At 70.5% G+C, this 21,970-nt stretch carries 18 protein-coding genes; 13 read left to right on the forward strand and 5 right to left on the reverse strand.

Features of this window, described 5'->3' with window-relative positions:
• Positions 1–69 precede the first annotated feature (69 nt).
• From PKD06_RS04335 to PKD06_RS04345, 3 genes are all read left to right on the forward strand, one after another.
• Entirely contained in the window at positions 70–1,896 is a 1,827-nt protein-coding gene (locus PKD06_RS04335) for an ABC transporter ATP-binding protein (RefSeq protein WP_324377954.1), read from the forward strand.
• Between the two features lie 71 nt (positions 1,897–1,967).
• Positions 1,968–2,267, forward strand: a complete 300-nt coding sequence (locus tag PKD06_RS04340) for a hypothetical protein (protein ID WP_324377956.1) — start codon at positions 1,968–1,970, stop codon at positions 2,265–2,267.
• A 138-nt stretch (positions 2,268–2,405) separates the two neighbouring features.
• Complete coding sequence (locus PKD06_RS04345; protein ID WP_324377958.1) at positions 2,406–3,647, forward strand: aspartate kinase; 1,242 nt, start codon at positions 2,406–2,408, stop codon at positions 3,645–3,647.
• On the opposite strand, the gene PKD06_RS04350 is transcribed toward PKD06_RS04345, so the two are convergent.
• Positions 3,623–5,515 carry a hypothetical protein gene (locus tag PKD06_RS04350; RefSeq protein WP_324377960.1) on the reverse strand — a complete coding sequence of 631 codons (1,893 nt, stop codon included), beginning with the start codon at positions 5,513–5,515 and terminating at the stop codon, positions 3,623–3,625. The two genes, PKD06_RS04345 and PKD06_RS04350, sit on opposite strands and share 25 nt — an antisense overlap.
• Before the next feature lie 302 nt (positions 5,516–5,817).
• Here PKD06_RS04350 and PKD06_RS04355 point away from each other — a divergent pair, with 302 nt between their 5' ends.
• Positions 5,818–7,809: a TonB-dependent receptor gene (locus PKD06_RS04355; protein ID WP_324377962.1), complete on the forward strand. Its 1,992-nt coding sequence runs from the start codon at positions 5,818–5,820 to the stop codon at positions 7,807–7,809.
• Between the two features lie 6 nt (positions 7,810–7,815).
• On the opposite strand, the gene PKD06_RS04360 is transcribed toward PKD06_RS04355, so the two are convergent.
• Positions 7,816–8,748, reverse strand: a complete 933-nt coding sequence (locus PKD06_RS04360) for a ribose-phosphate pyrophosphokinase (protein WP_324377964.1) — start codon at positions 8,746–8,748, stop codon at positions 7,816–7,818.
• A gap of 186 nt (positions 8,749–8,934) precedes the next feature.
• Here PKD06_RS04360 and uvrC point away from each other — a divergent pair, with 186 nt between their 5' ends.
• Genes uvrC through PKD06_RS04395 form a run of 7 tightly spaced genes read left to right on the forward strand, consistent with a single transcriptional unit; the run spans position 8,935 to position 15,747 of the window.
• Positions 8,935–11,007, forward strand: coding sequence for an excinuclease ABC subunit UvrC (gene uvrC / locus PKD06_RS04365; protein ID WP_324377966.1), 2,073 nt, complete (start codon positions 8,935–8,937; stop codon positions 11,005–11,007).
• Between the two features lie 39 nt (positions 11,008–11,046).
• A complete protein-coding gene (pgsA, locus tag PKD06_RS04370) occupies positions 11,047–11,649 on the forward strand; it encodes a CDP-diacylglycerol--glycerol-3-phosphate 3-phosphatidyltransferase (protein WP_324378030.1) in 603 nt (200 codons plus the stop codon).
• Positions 11,649–11,900, forward strand: coding sequence for a molybdopterin converting factor subunit 1 (gene moaD / locus PKD06_RS04375; protein ID WP_324377968.1), 252 nt, complete (start codon positions 11,649–11,651; stop codon positions 11,898–11,900). The genes pgsA and moaD overlap by 1 nt, the downstream gene beginning before the upstream one ends.
• A gap of 16 nt (positions 11,901–11,916) precedes the next feature.
• Positions 11,917–12,729, forward strand: coding sequence for an urease accessory protein UreD (locus tag PKD06_RS04380; protein WP_324377969.1), 813 nt, complete (start codon positions 11,917–11,919; stop codon positions 12,727–12,729).
• Between the two features lie 9 nt (positions 12,730–12,738).
• Positions 12,739–13,359, forward strand: a complete 621-nt coding sequence (locus tag PKD06_RS04385) for an urease subunit gamma (RefSeq protein WP_324377970.1) — start codon at positions 12,739–12,741, stop codon at positions 13,357–13,359.
• Positions 13,360–13,381: 22 nt separating this feature from the next.
• On the forward strand, positions 13,382–15,109 hold the full coding sequence (gene ureC, locus PKD06_RS04390) for an urease subunit alpha (RefSeq protein WP_324377972.1): 1,728 nt from the start codon (positions 13,382–13,384) through the stop codon (positions 15,107–15,109).
• A gap of 47 nt (positions 15,110–15,156) precedes the next feature.
• Complete coding sequence (locus PKD06_RS04395) at positions 15,157–15,747, forward strand: carboxymuconolactone decarboxylase family protein (RefSeq protein WP_324377974.1); 591 nt, start codon at positions 15,157–15,159, stop codon at positions 15,745–15,747.
• A gap of 12 nt (positions 15,748–15,759) precedes the next feature.
• Here PKD06_RS04395 and PKD06_RS04400 read toward each other — a convergent pair whose 3' ends face one another.
• Entirely contained in the window at positions 15,760–15,951 is a 192-nt protein-coding gene (locus tag PKD06_RS04400; RefSeq protein WP_324377975.1) for a hypothetical protein, read from the reverse strand.
• A 148-nt stretch (positions 15,952–16,099) separates the two neighbouring features.
• On the opposite strand from PKD06_RS04400, the gene PKD06_RS04405 reads away from it, so the two are divergent.
• On the forward strand, positions 16,100–19,066 hold the full coding sequence (locus PKD06_RS04405; protein ID WP_324377977.1) for a hypothetical protein: 2,967 nt from the start codon (positions 16,100–16,102) through the stop codon (positions 19,064–19,066).
• Positions 19,067–19,076: 10 nt separating this feature from the next.
• Here the strand turns inward: PKD06_RS04405 and PKD06_RS04410 are convergent, their stop codons facing one another.
• Positions 19,077–19,955: a dienelactone hydrolase family protein gene (locus tag PKD06_RS04410; RefSeq protein WP_324377979.1), complete on the reverse strand. Its 879-nt coding sequence runs from the start codon at positions 19,953–19,955 to the stop codon at positions 19,077–19,079.
• Entirely contained in the window at positions 19,952–21,136 is a 1,185-nt protein-coding gene (recF, locus tag PKD06_RS04415; RefSeq protein WP_324377981.1) for a DNA replication/repair protein RecF, read from the reverse strand. The genes PKD06_RS04410 and recF overlap by 4 nt, the downstream gene beginning before the upstream one ends.
• Before the next feature lie 114 nt (positions 21,137–21,250).
• Here recF and rlmJ point away from each other — a divergent pair.
• A partial coding sequence (gene rlmJ / locus PKD06_RS04420) for a 23S rRNA (adenine(2030)-N(6))-methyltransferase RlmJ (RefSeq protein ID WP_324377983.1) occupies positions 21,251–21,970 on the forward strand: 720 nt, incomplete at its 3' end.

Genomic DNA, 21,970 nt, shown 5'->3' on the forward strand with positions numbered 1-21,970 from the left:
CCCCCCCCCGCCGCAAGCGGGGGGAGGGCGGGTGCGGCTCCGCCGGCCCGGGTTTTTCGGAAACGGTCGATGAGCGAGCCCATCCTCTCCGTCCAGGACCTCCGGGTCTCCTTCCGCGTCGAGGGGGCCTGGCGTCCCGTCGTGCATGGCGTCTCCTTCGAGATCGCGACGGGCGAGACGGTTGCGCTCGTCGGCGAATCGGGCTCGGGCAAGAGCGTCACCGCGCTGTCCTGCATGCGCCTCACGGCGCCGGGATCGAGCCGGCTCGAAGGCCGCGTCCTGCTGGAAGGGCGCGACCTCCTGGCCCTGCCCGAGAGCGCGATGCGGGGAGTGCGCGGCAACGAGATCGCGATGATCTTCCAGGAGCCGATGACCAGCCTGAACCCGGTCCTGACGATCGGCTTCCAGATCGGCGAGGCGCTTCGGCTGCATCGTGGCCTCTCGCGCGCCGAGGCAGAGGCGGAAGTCGTGCGCCTGCTCGACAAGGTGCGGATTCCAGCGGCCCGCTCGCGCCTCCACGATTATCCGCACCGCTTCTCCGGCGGCATGCGCCAGCGCGTGATGATCGCGATGGCGCTCGCCTGCCGCCCGAAGCTCCTCATCGCGGACGAGCCGACCACGGCGCTGGACGTCACCATCCAGGCCCAGATCCTCGACCTGATCAAGAGCCTCCAGGACGAGGAGGGGATGTCGGTCCTGTTCATCACGCACGACATGGGGGTCGTGGCCGAGATCGCCGACCGGACCGTCGTGATGCTCGACGGCCGGGCCGTCGAGAGCGGGACGACCGCAAGGCTCTTTGCGGGAGCCGATCATCCCTATACCCGCGCGCTCCTCGCCTCGGTGCCGCGCCTCGGCTCCATGCGGGGGATCGCGCGGCCGATGCGCTTTCCGATCGTGGACCGCAAGACCGGCCTTCCCGACCAGCCGAAGGAGGAGCCCGAGACCGTGCGCGCCTCGGTCCGCCCGGTGCTCGAAGTCTCCGACCTCACGACGCGCTTCGACATTCGCGGCGGCCTTCTCGGGCGGGTGCAGGGCCGGGTCCATGCCGTGGAGGGAGTGTCCTTCAGTCTCCAGCCGGGCGAGACGCTCTCCCTCGTCGGCGAATCGGGCTGCGGCAAGTCGACGACGGGGCGGTCGGTCCTGCGGCTGGTCGAGCCGCGCGCGGGCACCGTGCTGCTGGACGGCGACGACGTCACGGCGCTCGGCCCGCGCGAATTGCGCGCGCGCCGGCGCGACATGCAGATGATCTTCCAGGATCCCTTCGCCAGCCTCGATCCGCGCCTGCCCGTGGGCGCGGCGATCGCCGAGCCGATGCTCATCAACGGCCTCGCGACGCGGAGCGAGGCGCGCGAGCGGGTCGCCGAGCTTCTGCAACAGGTCGGGCTGAAGCCGGACATGGCCTCGCGCTTCCCGCATGAATTCTCAGGGGGGCAGCGCCAGCGCGTCTGCATCGCCCGCGCCCTCTCCGTCCGCCCGAAGCTGATCGTGGCGGACGAATCGGTCTCCGCCCTCGACGTGTCGGTGAAGGCGCAGGTGGTGAACCTGATGCTCGAGCTCCAGCAGCGCCTCGGCCTGTCCTATCTCTTCATCTCGCACGACATGGCGGTGGTGGAACGGGTCAGCCATCGCGTGGCGGTGATGTATCTCGGCGAGATCGTCGAGATCGGCCCGCGGGAGGCGATCTTCGCCGATCCGCGCCACCCCTATACGAAGAAGCTTCTCGCCGCCGTGCCGGTCGCCGATCCGGCCCGCCGCGGACGGCGCCACGGCGTCGCGGCCGACGAGATCAAGAGTCCGATCCGCCCGCCCGACTACGTCGCGCCGCCCCGGATCTACCGGGAGGTCTCGCCGGGCCATATGGTGCAGTCCTGGGAGGAAGAGGCGGCCGCCTGAACAGCCTCCTCGGAGATTGTTCATCTTCGGCCTGATAGGGGTATGCGCCTTCTGTTGAAGGAGGCGAATCGATGAGACATGCACTTCTCGCAGCGGCCGTCGCAGCCGGGCTCGGCGCGATGTCCGCCGGCCCGGCCCAGGCGCTGGGACCCGCGGCCCCGGAGGGGATCGCCCCCGCCGCGCCCGTGACGCAGGTGGCGAGCGCCGCCCGCCAGCGCCGCATCTACATGATGCAGCAGGCCCAGCGGCAGCAGATGTACGCCTACCGCCGCAACTACGGTTACGGCTACAATCCCTACCGGCGCCCGCGCGGCTACGGATACGGCTACCCGGCGCCGGCGCCCTATCCCTATTACGGCCCGCGCTGGTAAGAGACGCCCGCGCCCCCCGGCGGGCGGGGACGTTCCGCCCGGAAGGCGTTGGCATCCGCGCGCTGCCTCCTGTATAGGCGCGCTCGGGCCGGCGATTCCGCCGGCCCTTCCCGTTCCGCCGGAGCCCTTGCGTCACCCATGCCCCGTCTGGTCATGAAGTTCGGCGGCACGTCGGTGGCCAATGTCGAGCGCATCCGCAACGTCGCCCGCCATGTCGCCCGCGAGGTGAGGGCGGGCTACGACGTCGCCGTCGTGGTCTCGGCCATGTCGGGCAAGACCAACGAGCTGGTCGCCTGGGTCAAGGAGGGCGATCCGCTCTACGACCCCGTCGAGTACGATGCGGTCGTCGCCTCGGGCGAGCAGGTGACCTCGGGGCTGCTCGCCATCGTGCTGCGCCAGATGGGCCTTCCGGCCCGCTCCTGGCAGGGCTGGCAGGTGCCGGTCCAGACGAGTTCGAGCCACGGCTCGGCCCGCATCAAGGCGATCGACGGCACGGGAATCGGCCGGCGCTTCGAGGAGGCGCGCGAGGTGGCCGTGGTGGCCGGATTCCAGGGCGTCGATCCCGGGACGGGCCGGATCACGACGCTCGGGCGCGGCGGCTCCGACACCAGCGCGGTGGCGCTGGCGGCGGCTTTGAAGGCCGATCGCTGCGACATCTATACCGACGTCGACGGCGTCTACACGACCGATCCGCGGGTCGTGCCGAAGGCCCGCAGGCTCGACAGGATCGCCTTCGAGGAGATGCTCGAAATGGCCTCGCTCGGCGCCAAGGTCCTCCAGGTGCGCTCGGTCGAGTTGGCCATGGTGCATCGCGTCCCGACCTATGTGCGCTCGTCCTTCGACGATCCCGACAATCCCAATCCCGGCACGCTGATCTGCGACGAGGAGGACATCGTGGAAAACCCGGTCGTCACCGGCATCGCCTTCTCGCGCGACGAGGCGCAGATCACCCTTCGGCGCGTCAGGGACAAGCCCGGCGTCGCGGCGGCCATTTTCGGGCCGCTGGCCGAGGCCAACGTCAATGTCGACATGATCATCCAGGTCGTCTCAGACGACCAGGCCACGACCGACATCACCTTCACGGTGCCGACCGCCGATTACGACCGCTCCCGCGCGATCCTCGAGAAGAACAGGGAGGCGATCGGGGCGGGCGAGATCCAGGGCGCGACCGACGTCGTGAAAGTCTCCGCCATCGGCGTCGGCATGCGCAGCCATGCCGGCGTCGCCTCGAAGGCTTTCGCGGCTCTCGCCGAGAAGGGCATCAACATCCGGGCCATCACGACCTCGGAGATCAAGTTCTCCGTCCTGATCGACAGCGAATATACGGAGCTGGCCGTCCGCACGCTGCATTCGCTCTACGGGCTCGACAAGGCGGCCTGACCCTCGACGGAGGCACGCGCTCCCTCTGCCGCCCGAAGGGCGGAGGGGGCGTCCCGCTCTGTCCCAGCCTCCCTCGGCTTCTGGGGCTCGCCGCGATAGGGTGTGCGCGAGCGCTGCAATCCGACCCTCCAGTCGACCGTGTCGAGGATCATGGCGCGGGCGGCCGCGAGCGAGGCGCGCACGAGCGGCCCGTAGCCGGCAGGCGCCGTTTCGGCCAGTCCCGCGAGCCGCCGCAGGGCCGCCGCCGCTTCTGCCGAGCGGGCCGAGGCCAGTTCGTAGCCGCCCTCCGCCCGCAGCCCTCGCGCGGCGAGGAAAAGCGAGGGCAGCACGATGAGGAGGCTCATGAGGAGGTTCACGGCGACCGTGAGCCAGGAGCTGCCCGCGGGCAGGGCGAGGAGCACCAGGCTCGCGGCCAGCATGCCCGTCGCCGAGAAGGTGGCGATCAGGCCGAGCCGGCGGCCGAGGCTGCGATAGCGGAGCGTCGCCCCCTCATGATAGCGGATCTGGCCCGGGATCTCGACCTCGACCAGATGGCGCAGGGCCGCCGCGACGATTTCGGCCGAGACCGTACCGCCGGTCCAGGCGCTGGCGACGAGCCGGCGATGGCACCAGCGCATCCAGGCCGGGTCCTCGGCGCCGGTTTCCTCCTCGATCCGGCGCGAGCCGATGCCGCAGGGCTCGAGGAAGCGGTCGCAGCGCAGGCGCTCGGCGAGGGAGCGGTAATCGAGCCAGCGCTCGCTCCAGCGCCTGCGGCTGCCCCAGGTGGATTCGCTGACGAGAAGAGTCATCACGACGGCCTGCACGCCGAGCCAGGCGAGGCCGTATTGCGGCAGGAGCACCGCGAGGAGCGCGATGAACACGCCGCCGACGGCCGGCATGCCGTAGCGCAGGACCACGCCCGAGCGGGCCCGCTCGCCGTAGAAGGCGGCAAGCTCCTCCATCCGGGCCTGAAGCCGCTCCGTGCGGGAGACGGCCAGGGCTGCTTCTTCCGAGACGAGCGCGGCGAGGGCGCGGGCCCGTGCCCATTCCTCTCCGGCGGGGAGGGCGGGCTTCCCTGGCGCGCGCCGCGCGGCGATGGCGAGGAGCACGCGATATTCGGGACGCCGGCTGCGAGGGGAGAGGGGCTCGTCGAGGCAATCCTGCAAGGCGCGCCGCTCCGCCTCGCCCACGGGCGGAGAGAAGACGCGCGCGACGACGCGGTCGGGATTCCCCGCGAGCGGGACGCGTGGCAGTTCGGTCGCGAGCGGGGGCAGGAGGTGGTTCTCGGGGTCGTCGATCACCGAGACCCCGCCCTCCCCGACAGGCAGGAGAAGCACCGGCATGCGCCGGCGCACGGCATGCTGCACGAGGGCGGCCGTCCCGGCGGGCGAGGCATTTGCCGCGCCACGCCAGAAGACGACGAGGAGGTCGGCGCGCTCGAGAAGCGCCTGCCCGGCCTCCGCCATCAGGCGCTCGTCGCCGGGCTCCCCGTCGAGATCGAGCGGCTGCGGCGCCTGCGCGAGCAGGCGGGCGAGCTCGGGCGCGGCCGCTCCCGGATCGCGGCGCCAGGGCAGGATGGCGCGCAACTCGCACCCCGCCTTCCCGGCCGCCTCCATGATCGCGAGATCGGCCTCGCCGGCGAAGCGGCTCACGGCCCGCAGGCGCGCCGGTCCCCCGCCGAAGAAGGCGGCGTCGCGCTCGGCCGCCGCGGCCGCCTCGCGGGCGAGCGAGGCGAAGAGGTCCGCCGCGGCCGCCCCGATCCGATCCGCCTCCCGCCCCGTCGCGTCGAGCCGGCGATGACCGGCCACCGCCACCGTGAGGACGGGGGCCGGCCGGAACGAAGGCGGGGCCCTTTCGGGCCCCGTCGGCAAGGATTCGTCGATGGGCACGGCTGCGATCCGCTCAGTTTCGCCAAGTGAGCGGAAAGCCGTCATCGCGACAAGGGGTTTGTTGCGCCCGCGAGGCGAGGGGCGGCGGCGATCGGTCCTGTGGCCAGGATGTCGCAGCCTTTCGCCGCCCTCGCCGCGGCGCCCGATCCCCCTTGTCGCCCTCTCGCGGCATGTGAAAAGGGGCGCAGGGCGCTCTTCCCGGGACAGGAAGGGATCGCGGCGCCGTTTTCGACGAGACGCCGGCTCCTGTCGGCAGGAAGGAGCGGACGGAGGCCGGCCGCGCATCCGAGGCGTGGTGGGACATGCGCAATCCGGGTTCGATGTCACGCCGCTCGCTTCTTCCTCCCCTCCTGGCGTCCGGGCTGAGCGCCTTCGCCGCCTCGGAGGCCCGCGCCCAGGCCGCCATGGACCTGCCCGACATTGTCGTCACGGCCGACCGCCGGCCCGAGAAGATCGAGCGCCAGGGCAGCGCCATCTCGGTCGTTCCCCGCGAGGAGATCGCGACATCGAATCCCGGCTCGCTCGTCGACGCCCTGCGCAACGTCCCGGGCCTCGACATCAGCGAGAACGGGGGACCGGGCGGGACCTCCTCGGTGAGGATGCGCGGCGGCAATGCCGGCCAGACGCTGGTGCTCATCGACGGGATCAAGGTGAACGACGCCGCCGCCGCGAGCGGGGATTTCGACTTCTCGACGCTTCTCCCCTCGGCCATCGAGCGGATCGAGGTGCTGCGCGGGCCGCAAAGCGCCCTCTACGGCTCGGATGCCATCGGCGGCGTGATCAACATCATCACCCGCAGGGGCGGCGGGGAGCCGCATGGCGAGATCAGGGCGGGGGGAGGAAGCTACGGTACGTTCGGCGCCAGCGCGACGATGACGGGCTCCTCCGGCGACTGGTCCTATGCGGCCTCGGGCGGCGGCGAGAAGAGCGCCGGCTTCTCCCGCTTCGGCTACCGGATCGGCCAGCTCGAGCGGCGCTTCGGCAGCGTCTTCGAGGCGGACGGGTTCTCGCGCTGGGGCGGCGTCGGCAAGCTCACCTACGATCCGGGGGAGGGGGCCTCGGTCGAGCTGGGCGTCATGGGCTTTCGCACCTATGCCGAGATCGATGCGGGAAGCTCGACCCTGCCGGCCCTCATGAAGACGACGGGATCCGGGCGCATCTATCCCGACACGCCGGGCAAGACCGTGCGAACCCTGTCGCAGGTCTTCGCCCGCGGCACGCTGGAGCAGGGGCCGCTCACCCATACCCTGACGCTCTACGCCAACCAGACCGACCGGAGCTTCGACGAGACCAGCTACAAGGCCGGCCCCGTCCCCTCCAAGGTCACCCGGACCGGGACCGATTTCTTCGGCGACCGGTTCGGGGCGGAATACCAGGGCAATCTCAAGCTCGATTCCTTCGGCACGCTCATCTTCGGGGGCAAGTACGAATACGAGAAGGCGCGGACCTTCTCGGCGCCCTTCCTGCCGGTCTCGGTGCCGCGCTTCGGCACGCTGGATGCCGATCAGAGCACGGGATCGCTCTTCGCGCTCTACGAGCTGCCGCTCGGCGAGCGCGTCGTGCTGACCGCGGGCGGGCGCCACGACCAGGTCGGCAGCCACCAGTTCGACACCTGGCGGGCGACGGGCGCCTATCTCATCCCGGAGACGGGAACGAAGCTGCGCGCCAGCGGCGGCACGGGCGGCAAGGCGCCGACCCTCTACCAGCTCTATTCCCCCCAATACGGCAATCCCGCGCTCAGGCCCGAGACCTCGATCGGCTGGGATGCGGGGATCGACCAGACCCTCTTCGGGGCGCGCGCCACGGTGTCGGCCACCGTGTTCGGGAACAAGTTCGCCGACCTGATCGAGTTCGATTCGGTCTCCTCGACCTATCGCAACGTCTCGCGGGCGGAGACCTCCGGCATCGAGCTGGAATCGACGGCGACGCTGCTGCCGGACCTGGTCAGGCTGAGCGCGGCCTACACCTATCTGCATGCCCGCAACGAGCTGACGGGGCTCACCCTGCAACGCCGGCCGGATCATCTCGGCCGCCTCTCGATCTCGATCACGCCCATGGAGGGCCTGCTGATCGAGACGCGCGTGACGACGGTCTCCCGCCGCTTCTCCGATTCGAACGAGCAGCAGCGCCTGGCGCCCTATGCGCGCCTCGACATCTATTCGGAATACAAGTTCGACCGGAATTGGCGCGTCTTCGGGCGGGTCGAGAACGTCACCGCCACGCGCTACCAGGAGGTGCTGAACTACGGCACCACGGGCCGGGCCTTCTACGGCGGGGTGAGCTTCACCTGGTAGCCGCCCTCAGTCGAAGAGGCTGGACACGCTCGATTCGGTCGCGGTCCGGCCGATCGCCTCGCCCATGAGGGGGGCGATGGTGATGACGCGGATGTTGCGGGCCACCTTCACGGCCTCGGTCGGCCTGATGGAATCGGTGATGACCAGTTCCTTCAGCTTCGAGCCGGCGATGCGCGAGACGGCTCCCCCCGAGAGCACGCCGTGGGTGATGTAGGCATAGACCTCGGTCGCGCCCTGGGCGAGCAGGGCCTCGGCGGCGTTGCAGAGCGTGCCGCCGGAATCGACGATGTCGTCGACGAGGATGCAGGAGCGGCCGGCCACGTCGCCGATGAGGTTCATCACCTCCGACTCGCCCGGCCGCTCGCGCCTCTTGTCGACGATGGCGAGCGGCGCGTCGATGCGCTTGGCGAGGGCCCGCGCCCGCACGACGCCGCCGACATCCGGCGAAACCACGACCTTGGCCGAGTGGTTCAGCCGGTCCTTGATGTCCCGCACCATGACGGGCGCGCCGAAGAGATTGTCGGTCGGGATGTCGAAGAAGCCCTGGATCTGGCCCGCATGGAGGTCGAGCGTCAGGACGCGATCGACCCCGGAATGGGCGATCAGGTTCGCCACGAGCTTGGCCGAGATCGGCGTGCGGCCGGAGGCCCGCCGGTCCTGGCGGGCATAGCCGAAATAGGGGATCACCGCGGTGATGCGCCGTGCCGAGGAGCGGCGCAGGGCGTCGGAGATGATCAGGAGCTCCATCAGGTGGTCGTTCGTCGGGAAGGACGTCGACTGGATGATGAAGGCGTCCTCGCCGCGCACGTTCTCGCCGATCTCGACGAAGATCTCCATGTCGGCGAAGCGCCGGACCTGGGCCCGGGCCAGCGGCACCTTGAGATAATCCGAGATGGCTTCTGCGAGGGGCCGGTTGGAGTTACCCGCAACGAGCTTCATCGAAAGGACATGCATCCGGCCCCGAGGAACGCGCGGCTCTTAGCAGCCGCAGCAAGGCGTCACAACATGGACATTTTCCAAAAAGCGCACGGGCTCACCCCTGTGATGAATCGCGCACAGGTCCGCGGACGTACCCCTGTCGTCCCCGGCTTTGCGCCTCCGCGCGGGGGCGCCTAAATCAACCCCATGAATCGCAGAGCGTCAGGGGACGTGCCGCCCGAGATCCTCGAGGCGCGCGAGGAGGAGCGCCGGGAGCGGGACGATCCCGAGGGCGCCGTCACCGAGCAGGGCTCGGGGATCGAGCTGGATTTCCAGGCGGCGCCCGCCTCGCAGGCGGCGCTCGCCTCGGAGGCGACGCCGGCTTCCGTCGAGGCCGGGACCGAGGTGATCCGCCGCTTCTGGGCGACGCTGCCGGCTTCTCCCGGCGTCTATCGCATGATCGATGCGAAGGGCGACGTGCTCTATGTCGGCAAGGCCCGCTCGCTCAAGGCGCGGGTCGGCTCCTATGTCCGCGGCCAGGGCCATTCGAACCGCATCGCCCGCATGATCGCCGAGACGAGCCAGATGGTCTTCGTCACCACGGCGACCGAGACCGAGGCCCTGCTGCTCGAGGCGAACCTCATCAAGCAGCTCCGGCCCCGCTACAACGTCACGCTCCGCGACGACAAGTCGCTGCCCTATATCCTGCTGACCGCCGACAGCGAGGCGCCGCAGGTGGTCAAGCATCGCGGCGCCCGCAACCGCAAGGGCTCCTATTTCGGCCCCTTCGCCAGCGTCTGGGCGGTGAACCGCACCATCAACGCGCTCCAGCGCGCCTTCCTGCTGCGCTCCTGCTCGGACAGCTATTACGAGAACCGCACCCGGCCCTGCCTGCTCTTCCAGATCAAGCGCTGCTCGGCCCCCTGCACGGGAGAGATCGCGCTGTCCGATTACGCAGTGCTCGCGCGGGAGGCGGAGGCTTTCCTCTCGGGCCGCTCCTCGGTCGTGAAGGAGCGCCTCGCGGCGGAGATGACGAAGGCCTCCGAGGAGCTGGAATTCGAGCGGGCCGCGCGCTACCGCGACCGCATCGCCGCGCTCTCGGCCGTGCAGTCGACGCAGGGGGTGAACACCCAGAGCGTCGAGGAGGCCGACGTCTTCGCCATCGACGAGCAGGCCGGCCAGTTCTGCGTCGAGGTGTTCTTCTTCCGCAACCACCAGAACTGGGGCAACCGCTCCTATTTCCCGCGCGCCGACAGGTCGCTCGACAAGGCCGAGGTGCTGGCCTCGTTCCTGGCCCAGTTCTACGACGACAAGCCCCCGCCCCGCGCCGTGCTCCTGTCAGAGGAGATCGAGGAGCCGGGGCTTCTCGCCGATGCGCTCGCCGTCAAGGCGGGGCGCAAGGTCGAGGTCGCGGCGCCCCGGCGCGGCGAGCGGCGGATGCTGACGGAGGCCGCCTGCCGCAATGCCCGCGAGGCGCTCGGCCGCCGCCTCGCCGAGACCTCCTCGCAGATGCTGCTCCTGGCCGGGCTCGGCCAGGCGTTGGGCCTCGCGCAGCCGCCGCGGCGGATCGAGGTCTACGACAATTCGCACATCATGGGGCAGCAGGCGGTCGGCGCCATGATCGTGGCCGGGCCGGCGGGCTTCATGAAGACCCATTACCGGACCTTCAACATGAAGTCCGAGGACATCGCGCCCGGCGACGATTACGGCATGATGCGCGAGATGCTGCGCCGCCGCTTCGCGCGGCTGGTGAAGGAGGCTCAGCCCTCCCCCCGCGGCAGCGGCGGGGAGGGCGGCGCGGATGCCCCATCCGACCCCGATTCCTTCCCCGCCTGGCCCGATCTCGTCCTCATCGACGGGGGCGCGGGGCAGGTCGAGGCGGCGCGGGCCGCCCTCGCGGAGGTCGGCGCGGGCGGCGTCACGGTGGTCGGCGTCGCCAAGGGGCGCGACCGCGAGGCGGGGCGCGAGACCTTTTTCATCGCCGGACAGGCGCCGCTGCGGCTGCCCCCGCGGGATCCGGCGCTCTATTTCGTCCAGCGCCTGCGCGACGAGGCCCACCGCTTCGCCATCGGCAGCCACCGGGCGAAGCGCAAGCGCGAGATGACCCGCAGCCCGCTCGACGAGATCGCCGGGATCGGGCCGAGCCGCAAGCGTGCGCTCCTGCACCATTTCGGCACGCTCAAGGCGATCCAGCGGGCCGCCCTCGACGACCTCATGCGCATACCGGGCGTAAATGCCGCGACGGCGCAGGCGGTCTACGACCATTTCCACCCCCGCTGATCTGTTGACGGTTCCGCAGGCCGCGTGCTCTGTCCCACCATGCTCTCGACGCCCGCCCCGGGGAGGTCCCAACTCTTCAGCCTCCCCAACATCCTGACCTATTGCCGGGTCGCGGCCGTGCCGGTCGTGGCGGGGCTGCTGTTCTGGCCGGAGGATCTCTGGTCGCGCTGGGCGGCGCTCGGGATCTTCATCGCGGCCGGCGTGACCGATTATTTCGACGGCTATTTCGCCCGCGCCTATGCGCAGCAATCGCAGCTCGGGCGCATGCTCGATCCGATCGCCGACAAGCTCTTGGTCTCGGCCTGCCTCCTGATGCTGGCCGCCGACGACACGATCGCCGGGGCCCACTTGTGGGCCGCGATCGTGATCCTGTGCCGCGAGGTGCTGGTCTCGGGCCTGCGCGAATATCTCGCCGAGCTGAAGGTCGGCATGCCCGTCTCCAAGGTCGCCAAGTGGAAGACGATGGTGCAGCTCGTCGCGATCGGCTTCCTGATCGCGGGGCCCGCGGGCGAGACCGTCCTGCCCGGCACGATCACGATCGGCCTCGTGCTGCTGTGGGTCGCCGCCGGGCTGACCATCTATACGGGCTGGGACTATCTGAAGCTCAGCATCGACACCGTGGTCGACAGGGACAGGCGCTGATGCGGCTCGTCTATTTCGCCTGGGTGCGCGAGCGCGTCGGCCTCGCCGAGGAGGAGGTCGAGCTGCCGCCCGGGATCGGGACCGTGGCCGATCTCGTGGCCTGGCTTCGGGGCCGGGGCGAGAATTACGACCATGCCTTCGCCGATCCGGCGATCGTCCGGGCGGCGCTCGACCGCGTCCACGCCAAGCCGCAGACGCCGGTGGCGGGCGCGCGCGAGGCGGCCTTCTTTCCCCCGATGACCGGCGGCTAGCCTTTCTCGTGAGAGCGTGACGCTTCCCGCCCGCCAGCGCGCCCATGGCCGCGTCTCGATTCTCTGCGAGCGGATGGGGGCGGCTTCCGGCATCCGCCGCCTGGCCGAGGCCGGCTCCGCGCGGGCGCGCCTGCCGGCCGTGCGGGACGGGATTCCCGAGGCGGTCCTGATCAATACGGCCGGCGGCATCGCGGGCGGCGACGTCTTCGAGACGCAGGTCGAGGTGGCCGGAGAGGCGCGGCTCGTCGTGACCACCGCCGCGGCCGAGAAGGTCTATCGCTCGGGGGGCGAATTATCGGAAATCCGCACCCGCCTCGTGCTCGGCCCCGGCGCCCGGCTCGACTGGCTGCCGCAGGAGACCATCCTGTTCGACCGCTCGCGCCTGCGGCGGCGGCTCGACGTGACCCTCGACGAGACCGCGACCGCCCTCCTCTTCGAGGCCACGGTGTTCGGCCGCGCCGCCCATGACGAGATCCTGCGCGAGGGCGCCTATGAGGATCATTGGCGCGTCGCCCGTCCCGGACGCCTTGTCTATGCGGACAGTTTCCGGCTGGAAGGGCGGATCGCCGAGACCCTGGCCCGGCCCGCCGTCGCCGCGGGGCGGCGGGCGCTGGCGAGCCTCCTCTATGCGGCGCCCGATGCCGAGAGCCGGCTCGAGGAGGCCCGCGCGCATCTGGACGGCGCCGGCTGCGAATGCGGTGCTTCGGCCTGGGGCGGCCTCCTGCTCGTGCGCTGGCTCGCGCCCGAAATCGCGATGTTGCGCCGCGACGTGGCCCGTTTCATGAATGCGTTTCGCGGGCGGCCCCTGCCGCGCGTCTGGCACTTGTGAGAGACCCGCATGAACCTCACGCCCCGCGAGAAGGACAAGCTGCTCGTCGCCATGGCCGCGCTCGTGGCCCGCAACCGGCTCGCGCGCGGGGTGCGGCTCAACCATCCCGAGGCGATCGCGCTCATCACCGATTTCGTCGTCGAGGGTGCGCGCGACGGGCGCAGCGTCGCCGAGTTGATGGAGGCGGGGGCGCAGGTGCTGACGACCGAGCAGGTCATGCCCGGCATCGCCGAGATGATCCACGACATCCAGGTCGAGGCGACCTTTCCCGACGGCACCAAGCTCGTCACGGTCCACCACCCGATCCGCGGCCCGGCCTCCGCCGACATCCCCGGCGAGGTGACGACGCGGGAGGGCGAGATCGTCTTCAACGAGGGGGCGCCGAGAATCGTGCTGGAGGTCGCCAATACCGGCGACCGGCCGATCCAGGTCGGCTCCCATTACCATTTCTTCGAGACCAACCCCGCCCTGCGCTTCGACCGCGAGAAGGCGCGCGGCATGCGCCTCGACATCGCCCCGGGCACGGCCGTGCGCTTCGAGCCCGGCGCGACGCGCGAGGTCTCCCTCGTGCCCTATCGCGGCAGGCGCGAGGTCCACGGCTTCCGCCAGGACGTGATGGGGCCGCTCTAGCGTTACTGCCAAGGAGGCAGACATGCCCGATAGCCGCCCCCCCGCCTCCCTTCCCCGCGCCGCCTATGCCGACATGTTCGGCCCCACCACGGGCGACCGCATCCGCCTCGCCGACACCTCGCTCGTGATCGAGGTCGAGCGCGACCATACGATCTACGGCGAGGAGGTGAAGTTCGGCGGCGGCAAGGTGATCCGCGACGGGATGGGGCAGTCGCAGGTCCCGAACGCGGAGGGGGCGGTCGACACCGTCGTCACCAATGCGGTGATCCTCGACCACTGGGGGATCGTGAAGGCCGATATCGGCATCGTGCGCGGCCGCATCGCGGCGATCGGCAAGGCCGGCAACCCGGATGTCCAGCCGGGAATCGACATCGTCGTCGGGCCGGGGACCGAGGTGATCGCGGGCGAGGGCAAGATCGTCACGGCGGGCGGCTTCGACACGCATATCCATTTCATCTGCCCGCAGCAGATCGAGGAGGCGCTGACGAGCGGCGTCACCTCGATGCTCGGCGGCGGCACGGGCCCCGCCCACGGCACCTTCGCGACCACCTGCACGCCCGGCCCCTGGCACCTCGCCCGCATGATCGAGGCGGCCGAGGCTTTCCCGATGAATCTCGGCTTCACGGGCAAGGGCAACGCCTCCCAGCCCGCCGCGCTCGAGGAGATGGTGCGGGCGGGCGCCTGCGCGCTCAAGCTGCACGAGGATTGGGGCACGACGCCCGCCGCGATCGATTGCTGCCTCTCGGTCGCGGACCGGCTCGACGTGCAGGTGATGATCCACAGCGATACGCTGAACGAATCGGGCTTCGTCGAGGATACGATCGCCGCCTTCAAGGGCCGCACCATCCACGCCTTCCACACCGAGGGAGCGGGGGGCGGGCATGCGCCGGACATCATGAAGGTCGCGGGGCTCGCCAACGTCCTGCCCTCCTCGACCAACCCGACGCGGCCCTTCACCCGCAACACCATCGACGAGCATCTCGACATGCTGATGGTGTGCCACCACCTCTCGCCTTCGATCCCCGAGGATCTCGCCTTCGCGGAGAGCCGCATCCGCAAGGAGACCATCGCGGCCGAGGACATCCTGCACGATCTCGGCGCGCTCTCGATGATGTCCTCCGACAGCCAGGCCATGGGCCGCGTCGGCGAGGTGATCATCCGGACGTGGCAGACGGCCGACAAGATGAAGCGCCAGCGCGGCCCGCTGCCGGGAGAGGCGGAGGGGAACGATAACTTGCGCGCCCGCCGCTACGTCGCGAAATACACGATCAACCCGGCCGTCGCGCATGGCGTCTCGCGCCATGTCGGCTCGGTGGAGCCCGGCAAGCTCGCCGATCTGGTCGTCTGGTCGCCCGCCTTTTTCGGCGTGAAGCCCGATTGCGTGATCAAGGGCGGCGCCATCGCCGCCGCGCCCATGGGCGATCCCAACGCCTCGATCCCGACCCCGCAGCCGGTCCATTACCGGCCGATGTTCGGCGCCTTCGGGCGCGCGATCGCCGCGACCTCGCTGACCTTCGTCTCGAAGGCGTCGATCGAGGACGGGCTTGCCCGGAGGCTCGGCTGCGCCAAGCCCCTCGTCGCGGTCGAGAACGTGCGCGGCGGCATCTCGAAGAAGAGCATGGTCCACAACGACGCGACGCCGCATATCGAGATCGACCCCGAGACCTACGACGTGCGCGCCGACGGCGAGCTTCTCGTCTGCGAGCCGGCCGAGGTGCTGCCCATGGCGCAGCGCTATTTCCTGTTCTGAAACGTCCTCCATGAGGCATGATGGCGGCGGGGGAACGGGGAGCGTCGATGTCCAGGGTCACCACGAAGGCCGGCGCCGCGCCCGGGCCGCGGCTGCCGACGATCCCGCCCGCCTGCTACGACGAGGCCCAGAAGAAGGCCGCCGCCGCGTTCGAGGCCGCCCGGGGACAGGCGCCGTTCGGGCCCTTCGAGAGGCTGATGCACAGCCCCGAGGTGATGACCGCCGCCCGCTCCATGGGCGATCACCTGCGCTACAGATCGGCCATCGGCACCACGCTCAGCGAGCTTGTGATCCTGGTCACCGCCCGCGAATGGTCGCAGGATTTCGAATGGAGCGTGCATGCGCCGATCGCACTGAAGGAGGGGATCGGGCAGGAGATCGTCGAGGCGGTCGCGGACGGGCGGCGGCCCCGGGGCATGAGCGAGGACGAGGAGATGGTCTACGACTTCTCCGTCGAGCTTCACCGCAACAGGCGGGTGTCGGATGCGACCTACGAGCGGGTCCGCGCGCGCTTCGGCGACAGGGGCGTTGCCGATCTCGCGGCCATCAACGGCTATTACACCTTCCTCGCGGCGGTGCTGAACACGGCCCGCATGCCGGTGACGGAAGGGCCGAGGCTGCCGCGCTTTCCCGATTGAGGACGGGCGTCCCTATGGCAGCTTCCCGAGCAGCCGGGGCGTCGCGCCTTTCCTTCCCCACAGGGCCTTCGAGGGCTTGCAGGCCGCGCCGAAGCTGCGCCGGAAGCAGAAATCGGCCCCCTCGGGAACCAGCGCATGCTCCTTCCCCTGGGCGAGGGAGGCCGGGCTTGCGAGGAGCAGAAGCGCGGCGAGCGGGCGAATCACGGTCCATCCGACGGCAGGGAGACGAGGCCCACGATCTACAGGACATGAACGGCCGGCGCGACGCGGCAGCGGAACGATTTCACCTTGGACCCTGTCCAAGCTTCGCCACAGCCTCTAGCCTCTGACCGGAATCTCGGGAGGGTCGGGCATGAGAGGTCGCGGGCTCGGGTGCGTCGGGCGGCTCCTGGCCGCGGCCGCCCTGGGCGCGGGGGTGCTGCTCGGCCATGTCCTGCCGGCCTTCTCCGAGGGCTGCCCCGCCCTTCGGGAGAGCGAGTTGCGCCCCACCGACCTCGCTCTCTGCGCCGCCCTGGAGCCGGAGGTGCGTCGGCCCGGAGCCCTGCCGATGCAGGACTACCAGGAGAAGCTCGGTCGCTTCCTGCGCCATTACTGCCACCGCAACCCGGAAGGCGGATGGGTCACGGACAAGAGGATCCGCGATACGGGGCCCTTCGTCGGCCATCTCGCCTCGGGGCCGCGCTCGGGGATCTACCACGGCACCCATGCCCCGGTCGTGGTCTGGTACTCGCCGGACATGTACGCTTGGCTCATGGAGAACCGGCCCGACCATTCCGATTTTCCGCAGGACAAGACGCCCGTCCCGGACGGGGCGATCATGGTCAAGGAGATGTTTCCGCCGCCCGGAGCGCGCTGCGCGGGGGAGGATCCGATGCGGCTCGAGCCCACGAGCGGGGCCGCTGTGATGATCCGCGCCTCGGCCGTCTCGCATGACGGCTGGTTCTGGGGCTGGTTCGGCTGGAAGGACTGGGAGCCGGACTGGCCGGCCAAGTCGAACGGCTATCCCAATATGGGCTTCGGCCAATATTGCATGAACTGCCACGCCTCGGCCAAGAGCAACGCGACCTTTGCCTCGCTGCGGAATATCAAGGGCCATCCGGGCGAGCCGCTCGTCTTCCTGAGTCAGCGCTTCTTCCAGGAGGGCGGGCGCGAGGACAACCACCACCTCCTCGTCGCGATGGCGATCGCCTCCCTCGGGCAGGAGGCGCCCGCCCGTCCCTCCTATCACCCGGATTTCCTGCGCCTCTACGGCGGGGCGCGGCCGGGCGCCGTGCCGGATTTCGCGACGGTCTCCCGGCTGCCCTCGGAGACCTACGACAACGTCTGGGCCATTCCCGGCTCGAAGCTCGCCAACAGCTTCGTCACCTCCGACCAGTGCCTCGGCTGCCATGCGGCGGGCTCGACGGGGCTGCAATACGACATGACCGAGCCGACGCCCGGCAACACGCTGCGCAGCATCTCGCCCTGGGCCTTGTGGCGATCCTCGCCCATGGGCCTGTCGGGCCGCGATCCCTTCTTCTACGCCCAGGTCGAAAGCGAGACGACGCGTTTCCACCCGGAATCGAAGGCGCTGGTCGAGGATACCTGCTTCGGCTGCCACGGCGTCGCCGGCCAGCGCCAGCACGCCCTGGGGGAGAAGGGGCCGGACGGCGCCTGCGCCCCCTTCGCGCGCGAGATGGTCGACGCGACCCCCCTCGAAGGCGATCCCGGCCGGGCCCATGCCCGCTTCGCCGCCCTGGCGCGGGACGGCGTCACCTGCCTCGCCTGCCATCGCATGGCGCTCGGCGAAGAGGCGGACAAGCAGGCCGGGGCGGCGCAGAATGCCTGCGTCGCCGGCCGGCAGGAGCGCCTCAATCACGATCTTTCGGGCTTCGCGAGGACCTTCACCGGCGCCTTCCCGATCGTCGGGCCCGACCGGATCCTCGGCCCCTTCGCCGAGCCCAAGCAGGCGCCGATGCGCAACGCCCTCGGCATGGTGCCCGAGCACGGCAAGGCGATGACCTCCTCGGAGGTCTGCGGCTCCTGCCATACGGTGCATCTGCCGATCCTGAGGGAAGGGCGCGTCATCGGCCACTCTTATGAGCAGGCGACCTATGCCGAATGGCTCTTCAGCGCCTATCGCTCCGGGACCGGCATCACGGGGGAGAACAGGACCGCGCCCCTGCCGCACGGACCGGGAGAGCAGGCGCAATCCTGCCAGGATTGCCACATGCCGGAGACCGATGCGCGGGGGAGGAAGACCGCCTCGAAAGTCGCGAGCATCCAGGAATATTCGAGCTTCCCGCAGACCGAGAACGTCCTGCCTCCGAAGGAGATCGATCTGCCGGTGCGCCTCGGTTTCGCGCGCCATGCCCTGGTGGGGCTGAACGTCTGGCTGATCAAGATGGCCCAGCAATTCCCCGAGGTGCTCGGCCACCGCGCCGAGGACCCGATGCTGGGAAGCAAGGGCGTGCCGCCCCTCGTCGTCACAGAGGAGGCGATGCTGGACCAGGCGGCCTCTCGCACCGCTGGCATCGCGCTCTCGGACGTCGCGCGGCGGGAGGGGCGCCTGCGGGCCCGCGTCTCCGTCGAGAACAAGGCCGGGCACAAATTCCCCTCCGGCGTCGGCTTCCGCCGCGCCTTCATCGCCTTCACGGTGCGCGACGAGACCGGCCGGGAACTCTGGGCCTCCGGCCGCACGGATGCGATGGGCGTCCTGCGGGACGAGGGCGGCCGGCCGCTCGCGGGCGAATTGTGGTGGGACGAGGAATGCAAGGCGCGGATCGCGCCGGAGAAGCGCGCGCACCTGCCCCATTTCACCGTGATCCGCCGGCAATCGGAGGCGCAGGTCTATCAGGAGCTGATCGCCTCGCCCGGCCAGGACGAGCGATGCGGAGACGACGCGGAACCCTCGGGTCCGCTCACGACGAGCTTCCTCTCCCTCTGCACGCGCGTGAAGGACAACCGCATCCCGCCTCACGGGTATCTGCCCCTGTCTGCGCGGGGCGAGATCGCCGCCGCCATCGGGGCGGATGCGAGGCTCGCGCAGGAGGCGGGGTCGGTCGGGGTGGGCGACGATCCCGATTATGCGGCGGGGGGGCGCGATTCGGTCGAATACGACATCCCGCTCGCCGAGATCGCCGGCACGCCCGCGACCGTCGAGGCGACGCTCTATTACCAGGCCACCCCGCCCTATTACCTCCAGGATCGCTTCTGCACCGCGAAGGGCCGCGATGCCGACCGCCTGTTCCTGCTGGCCGGCTTCCTGCGCCAGTCGGGAACCGAATCGGCCGATTGGAAGCTCCGGCTCGTCTCGACGGGCCGCGTGCGGGTGCCGTGAGGAGGCGGGCTCACGCCGCTCCGTGCTGCTTCAGCCACGCATTGCAGCGGGCCCAGCCGTCCTTGGCGGCCTCCGCCCGGTAGCTCGGCCGGTAATCGGCGAAGAAGGCGTGGGGCGCATCGGGATAGATGTGGAACCGGCAGGTCTTGCCGGCGGCCTCGCACGCAGCCTTCATCCGCTCGATCGTCTCGACCGGAATGCCCGCATCGGCGCCTCCGTAGAGGCCGAGGACCGGCGCCTTGAGCTGCGCGACGAGATCGATCGGATGGGCAGGATTATTGGCCGTCCTGTCGCCGGCGAGCCGGCCGTACCAGACGACGGCAGCCTTCAGCGACGGATTATGCGCGGCATAGAGCCAGCCGATGCGTCCGCCCCAGCAGAAGGCGGTGATGGCGAGCTTCGTCGTGTCGCCCTTGCCCGATGCCTGCGCATAGGCGACGGCGGCGTCCAGGTCGGACATGACCTGCGCGTCGGGAACCTTGGACACGACCTCCCGCACGATGGTCGGAACGTCGCTCATCGTCGAGACGTCGCCCTGCCGGAAATACAGTTCGGGCGCGATCGCCATATGGCCGAGCCTGGCGAAGCGGCGGCAGACATCCTTGATGTGCTCGTGGACGCCGAAGATCTCCTGCACCACGAGGATGACCGGAAAGGGGCCGTCGCCCCGGGGCATCGCCCGGTAGGCCGGGATCTCGCCCGAGGAGGTCGCGACCCTCACCTCTCCCGCCTCGAGCCCCTCGGCGCTCGTCGTGATCGTCTGGGCGCCGACCGGCTGGACCGCGAGCGCGAACCCCGCCGTGAGCCCGCCGGCGCCCGCCATGACGGAGCGGCGCGAAAGGGGCCCGGTCGTCGTCAGGGATTGGATGTCCTTCTCGAATGCAGTCACGGCAATTCCTCTGGAAGCGGACGGGATGATGCCGGGAACGCGGCCGGCCGGCCGAGAGGCCCGGACGGTCCGATTCCGACCAGATCGGCCTCTCCTGCCAACTCGGCGAAAAGACCCGGATCGGCCCCCGTCATCCAGACCTGGGAGCCGAAGCCTTTCAATTCGCCGAAAAGGGCCGAGCGCCGGACGGGGTCGAGGTGGGCGGCCACCTCGTCGAGGAGAAGGAGGGGCGCGATCCCGCTCAGGCGCTCGGTGAGGCGCGCATGGGCGAGGACGAGGCGCAGCAGCAGCGCCTTCTGCTCGCCCGTGGAGCAGAGTTCCGCCGGCATGTCCCTGGGGCCGTGGCGGACGAGAAGGTCGCTGGTTTGCGGGCCGATCAGGGCCCGGCCGGCCGCCGCGTCACGCGCGCGCCCCGCCCGCAATTCGCGCAGGTAAGCCTCCTCCTGGTCGAGCGCGGGCAGGCCGGCGGCGAGATCCTCGAAAGGCCCGGCCAAGGCGAGGCGGCCGGAGGGGAAGGGAGAGGCCCTGTCCGCCTGCGCCAGAAGCTCGGCATCGAGCCGCCCCGCCGTGTCCCGCCGCGCGACGGCGACGGCGACGGCCAGCTCGGCCAGCTCGCGCTCGGCCGCGTCGAGCCAGGGCCCTCCGCGGCTCTCCTCGAGGAGGCGGTTGCGGGCGCGCAGCGCGCGCTCCAGCGCCGAGACGCGGCTCGCATGGCGCGCATCCACCGCCAGGACCAGCCTGTCCAGGAAGCGCCGCCGCTCGCCCGGCGGCCCGCGGAACAGGCCGTCGAGATCGGGCGTCAGCCAGACGAGGCGCAGATGCTCGGCGAAAGCCGCCGCCGAGGGCGCGTTCGCGCCGTCGATGCGGCAGAGACGCTCGCCGCGCCCCCCCGGCACCCGCGTGAAGCTCGTGCCGAGCCGATGCTCCCCTCCCTCGCCCCCGAGCGCGACCGAGACCGTGAAGCCGGCCGCGCCGATCCGGGTCATGTCCGCGAATTCGGCGCGGCGCAGGCCGCGCCCTTGCGCGAAGAGGGACAGGGCCTCCAGGATATTGGTCTTGCCCGCTCCGTTCTCGCCCGACAGCGCGACGAATCCCCGCGAGGCCGCAAGGTCGAGCGCGGCATGGTTGCGGAAATCCCGCAGGGTCAGGCGCAGGATACGGGGAGGATCGGGTGAAGGCATGGCCGGGCTCGGGCCCTCCTCTGCCGGAGACGAGGCCGTTGCGGAAGCCCCGGCCGGGGCTTCCGCCCGCCTTCGGCGAATGACGTCGGCCGCGGCATCCGGTAGAGCCGGCCCATGAATTACCGGCACGCCTTCCATGCGGGCAATTTCGCCGATGTGATGAAGCATGTCCTGCTGAGCCGGATCCTGCTGCATCTCGCCCGCAAGCCGACCCCTTTTCGCGTCATCGACACTCATGCCGGGATCGGGCTCTACGACCTCGCCGGCGAGGAGGCGGCCCGCACCGGCGAGTGGCGCGCCGGAATCGGCCTCATGGAGGAGCCCTTCGCCCCCGATGTCGAGGCGCTGCTGGCGCCCTGGCGGGCTGTGCTTCGCGCGATTCGCGGGCGGCACGGCCCCAGCGCCTATCCCGGCTCCCCCCTTGTCGCGCGCGAGATGCTGCGGCCTCAGGACCGGGCCATCTTCGTCGAGAAGCATCCCGAGGATCATGCGCGCCTCGCGGCGCGGCTCGGGCGCGCGGCGAATGTGAAGGCGCTCCGCCTCGACGGATGGCTGGCCCTGGGAAGCTTCGTTCCGCCCAAGGAGAGGCGCGGCCTTGTCCTGGTCGACCCGCCCTTCGAGGAAGCGGACGAGTTCTCCCGCTGCGCCGCCCGCCTCGTGCGCGCGCAAGGCCGCTGGCCCACGGGCATCTACGCGCTTTGGTATCCGGTCAAGCGTGCCGCCGAGGTGGAGGATTTCGCCGCCTCGCTCGCGGCCGGGCTCGCAGCCCGCGCCGGGCCCGCAGCCCGCGCCGGGCTCGCAGCCCGCGCCGGGCTCGCAGCCCGCGCCGGGCTC

Origin of the sequence: Enterovirga sp., from assembly GCF_035325185.1 — a bacterium.
GTDB lineage: Bacteria > Pseudomonadota > Alphaproteobacteria > Rhizobiales > Beijerinckiaceae > Enterovirga.

Excerpts from the sequence above, each read along its gene's own strand:
- recF (WP_324377981.1), bottom strand. The coding sequence starts at position 21,136 with ATGCCTTCACCCGATCCTCCCCGTATCCTGCGCCTGACCCTGCGGGAT.
- PKD06_RS04355 (WP_324377962.1), top strand. The coding sequence starts at position 5,818 with ATGCGCAATCCGGGTTCGATGTCACGCCGCTCGCTTCTTCCTCCCCTC.
- PKD06_RS04405 (WP_324377977.1), top strand. The coding sequence starts at position 16,100 with ATGAGAGGTCGCGGGCTCGGGTGCGTCGGGCGGCTCCTGGCCGCGGCC.
- pgsA (WP_324378030.1), top strand. The coding sequence starts at position 11,047 with ATGCTCTCGACGCCCGCCCCGGGGAGGTCCCAACTCTTCAGCCTCCCC.
- PKD06_RS04360 (WP_324377964.1), bottom strand. The coding sequence starts at position 8,748 with ATGAAGCTCGTTGCGGGTAACTCCAACCGGCCCCTCGCAGAAGCCATC.
- PKD06_RS04335 (WP_324377954.1), top strand. The coding sequence starts at position 70 with ATGAGCGAGCCCATCCTCTCCGTCCAGGACCTCCGGGTCTCCTTCCGC.
- moaD (WP_324377968.1), top strand. The coding sequence starts at position 11,649 with ATGCGGCTCGTCTATTTCGCCTGGGTGCGCGAGCGCGTCGGCCTCGCC.
- PKD06_RS04345 (WP_324377958.1), top strand. The coding sequence starts at position 2,406 with ATGCCCCGTCTGGTCATGAAGTTCGGCGGCACGTCGGTGGCCAATGTC.
- PKD06_RS04340 (WP_324377956.1), top strand. The coding sequence starts at position 1,968 with ATGAGACATGCACTTCTCGCAGCGGCCGTCGCAGCCGGGCTCGGCGCG.
- PKD06_RS04395 (WP_324377974.1), top strand. The coding sequence starts at position 15,157 with ATGTCCAGGGTCACCACGAAGGCCGGCGCCGCGCCCGGGCCGCGGCTG.
- ureC (WP_324377972.1), top strand. The coding sequence starts at position 13,382 with ATGCCCGATAGCCGCCCCCCCGCCTCCCTTCCCCGCGCCGCCTATGCC.
- PKD06_RS04385 (WP_324377970.1), top strand. The coding sequence starts at position 12,739 with ATGAACCTCACGCCCCGCGAGAAGGACAAGCTGCTCGTCGCCATGGCC.
- uvrC (WP_324377966.1), top strand. The coding sequence starts at position 8,935 with ATGAATCGCAGAGCGTCAGGGGACGTGCCGCCCGAGATCCTCGAGGCG.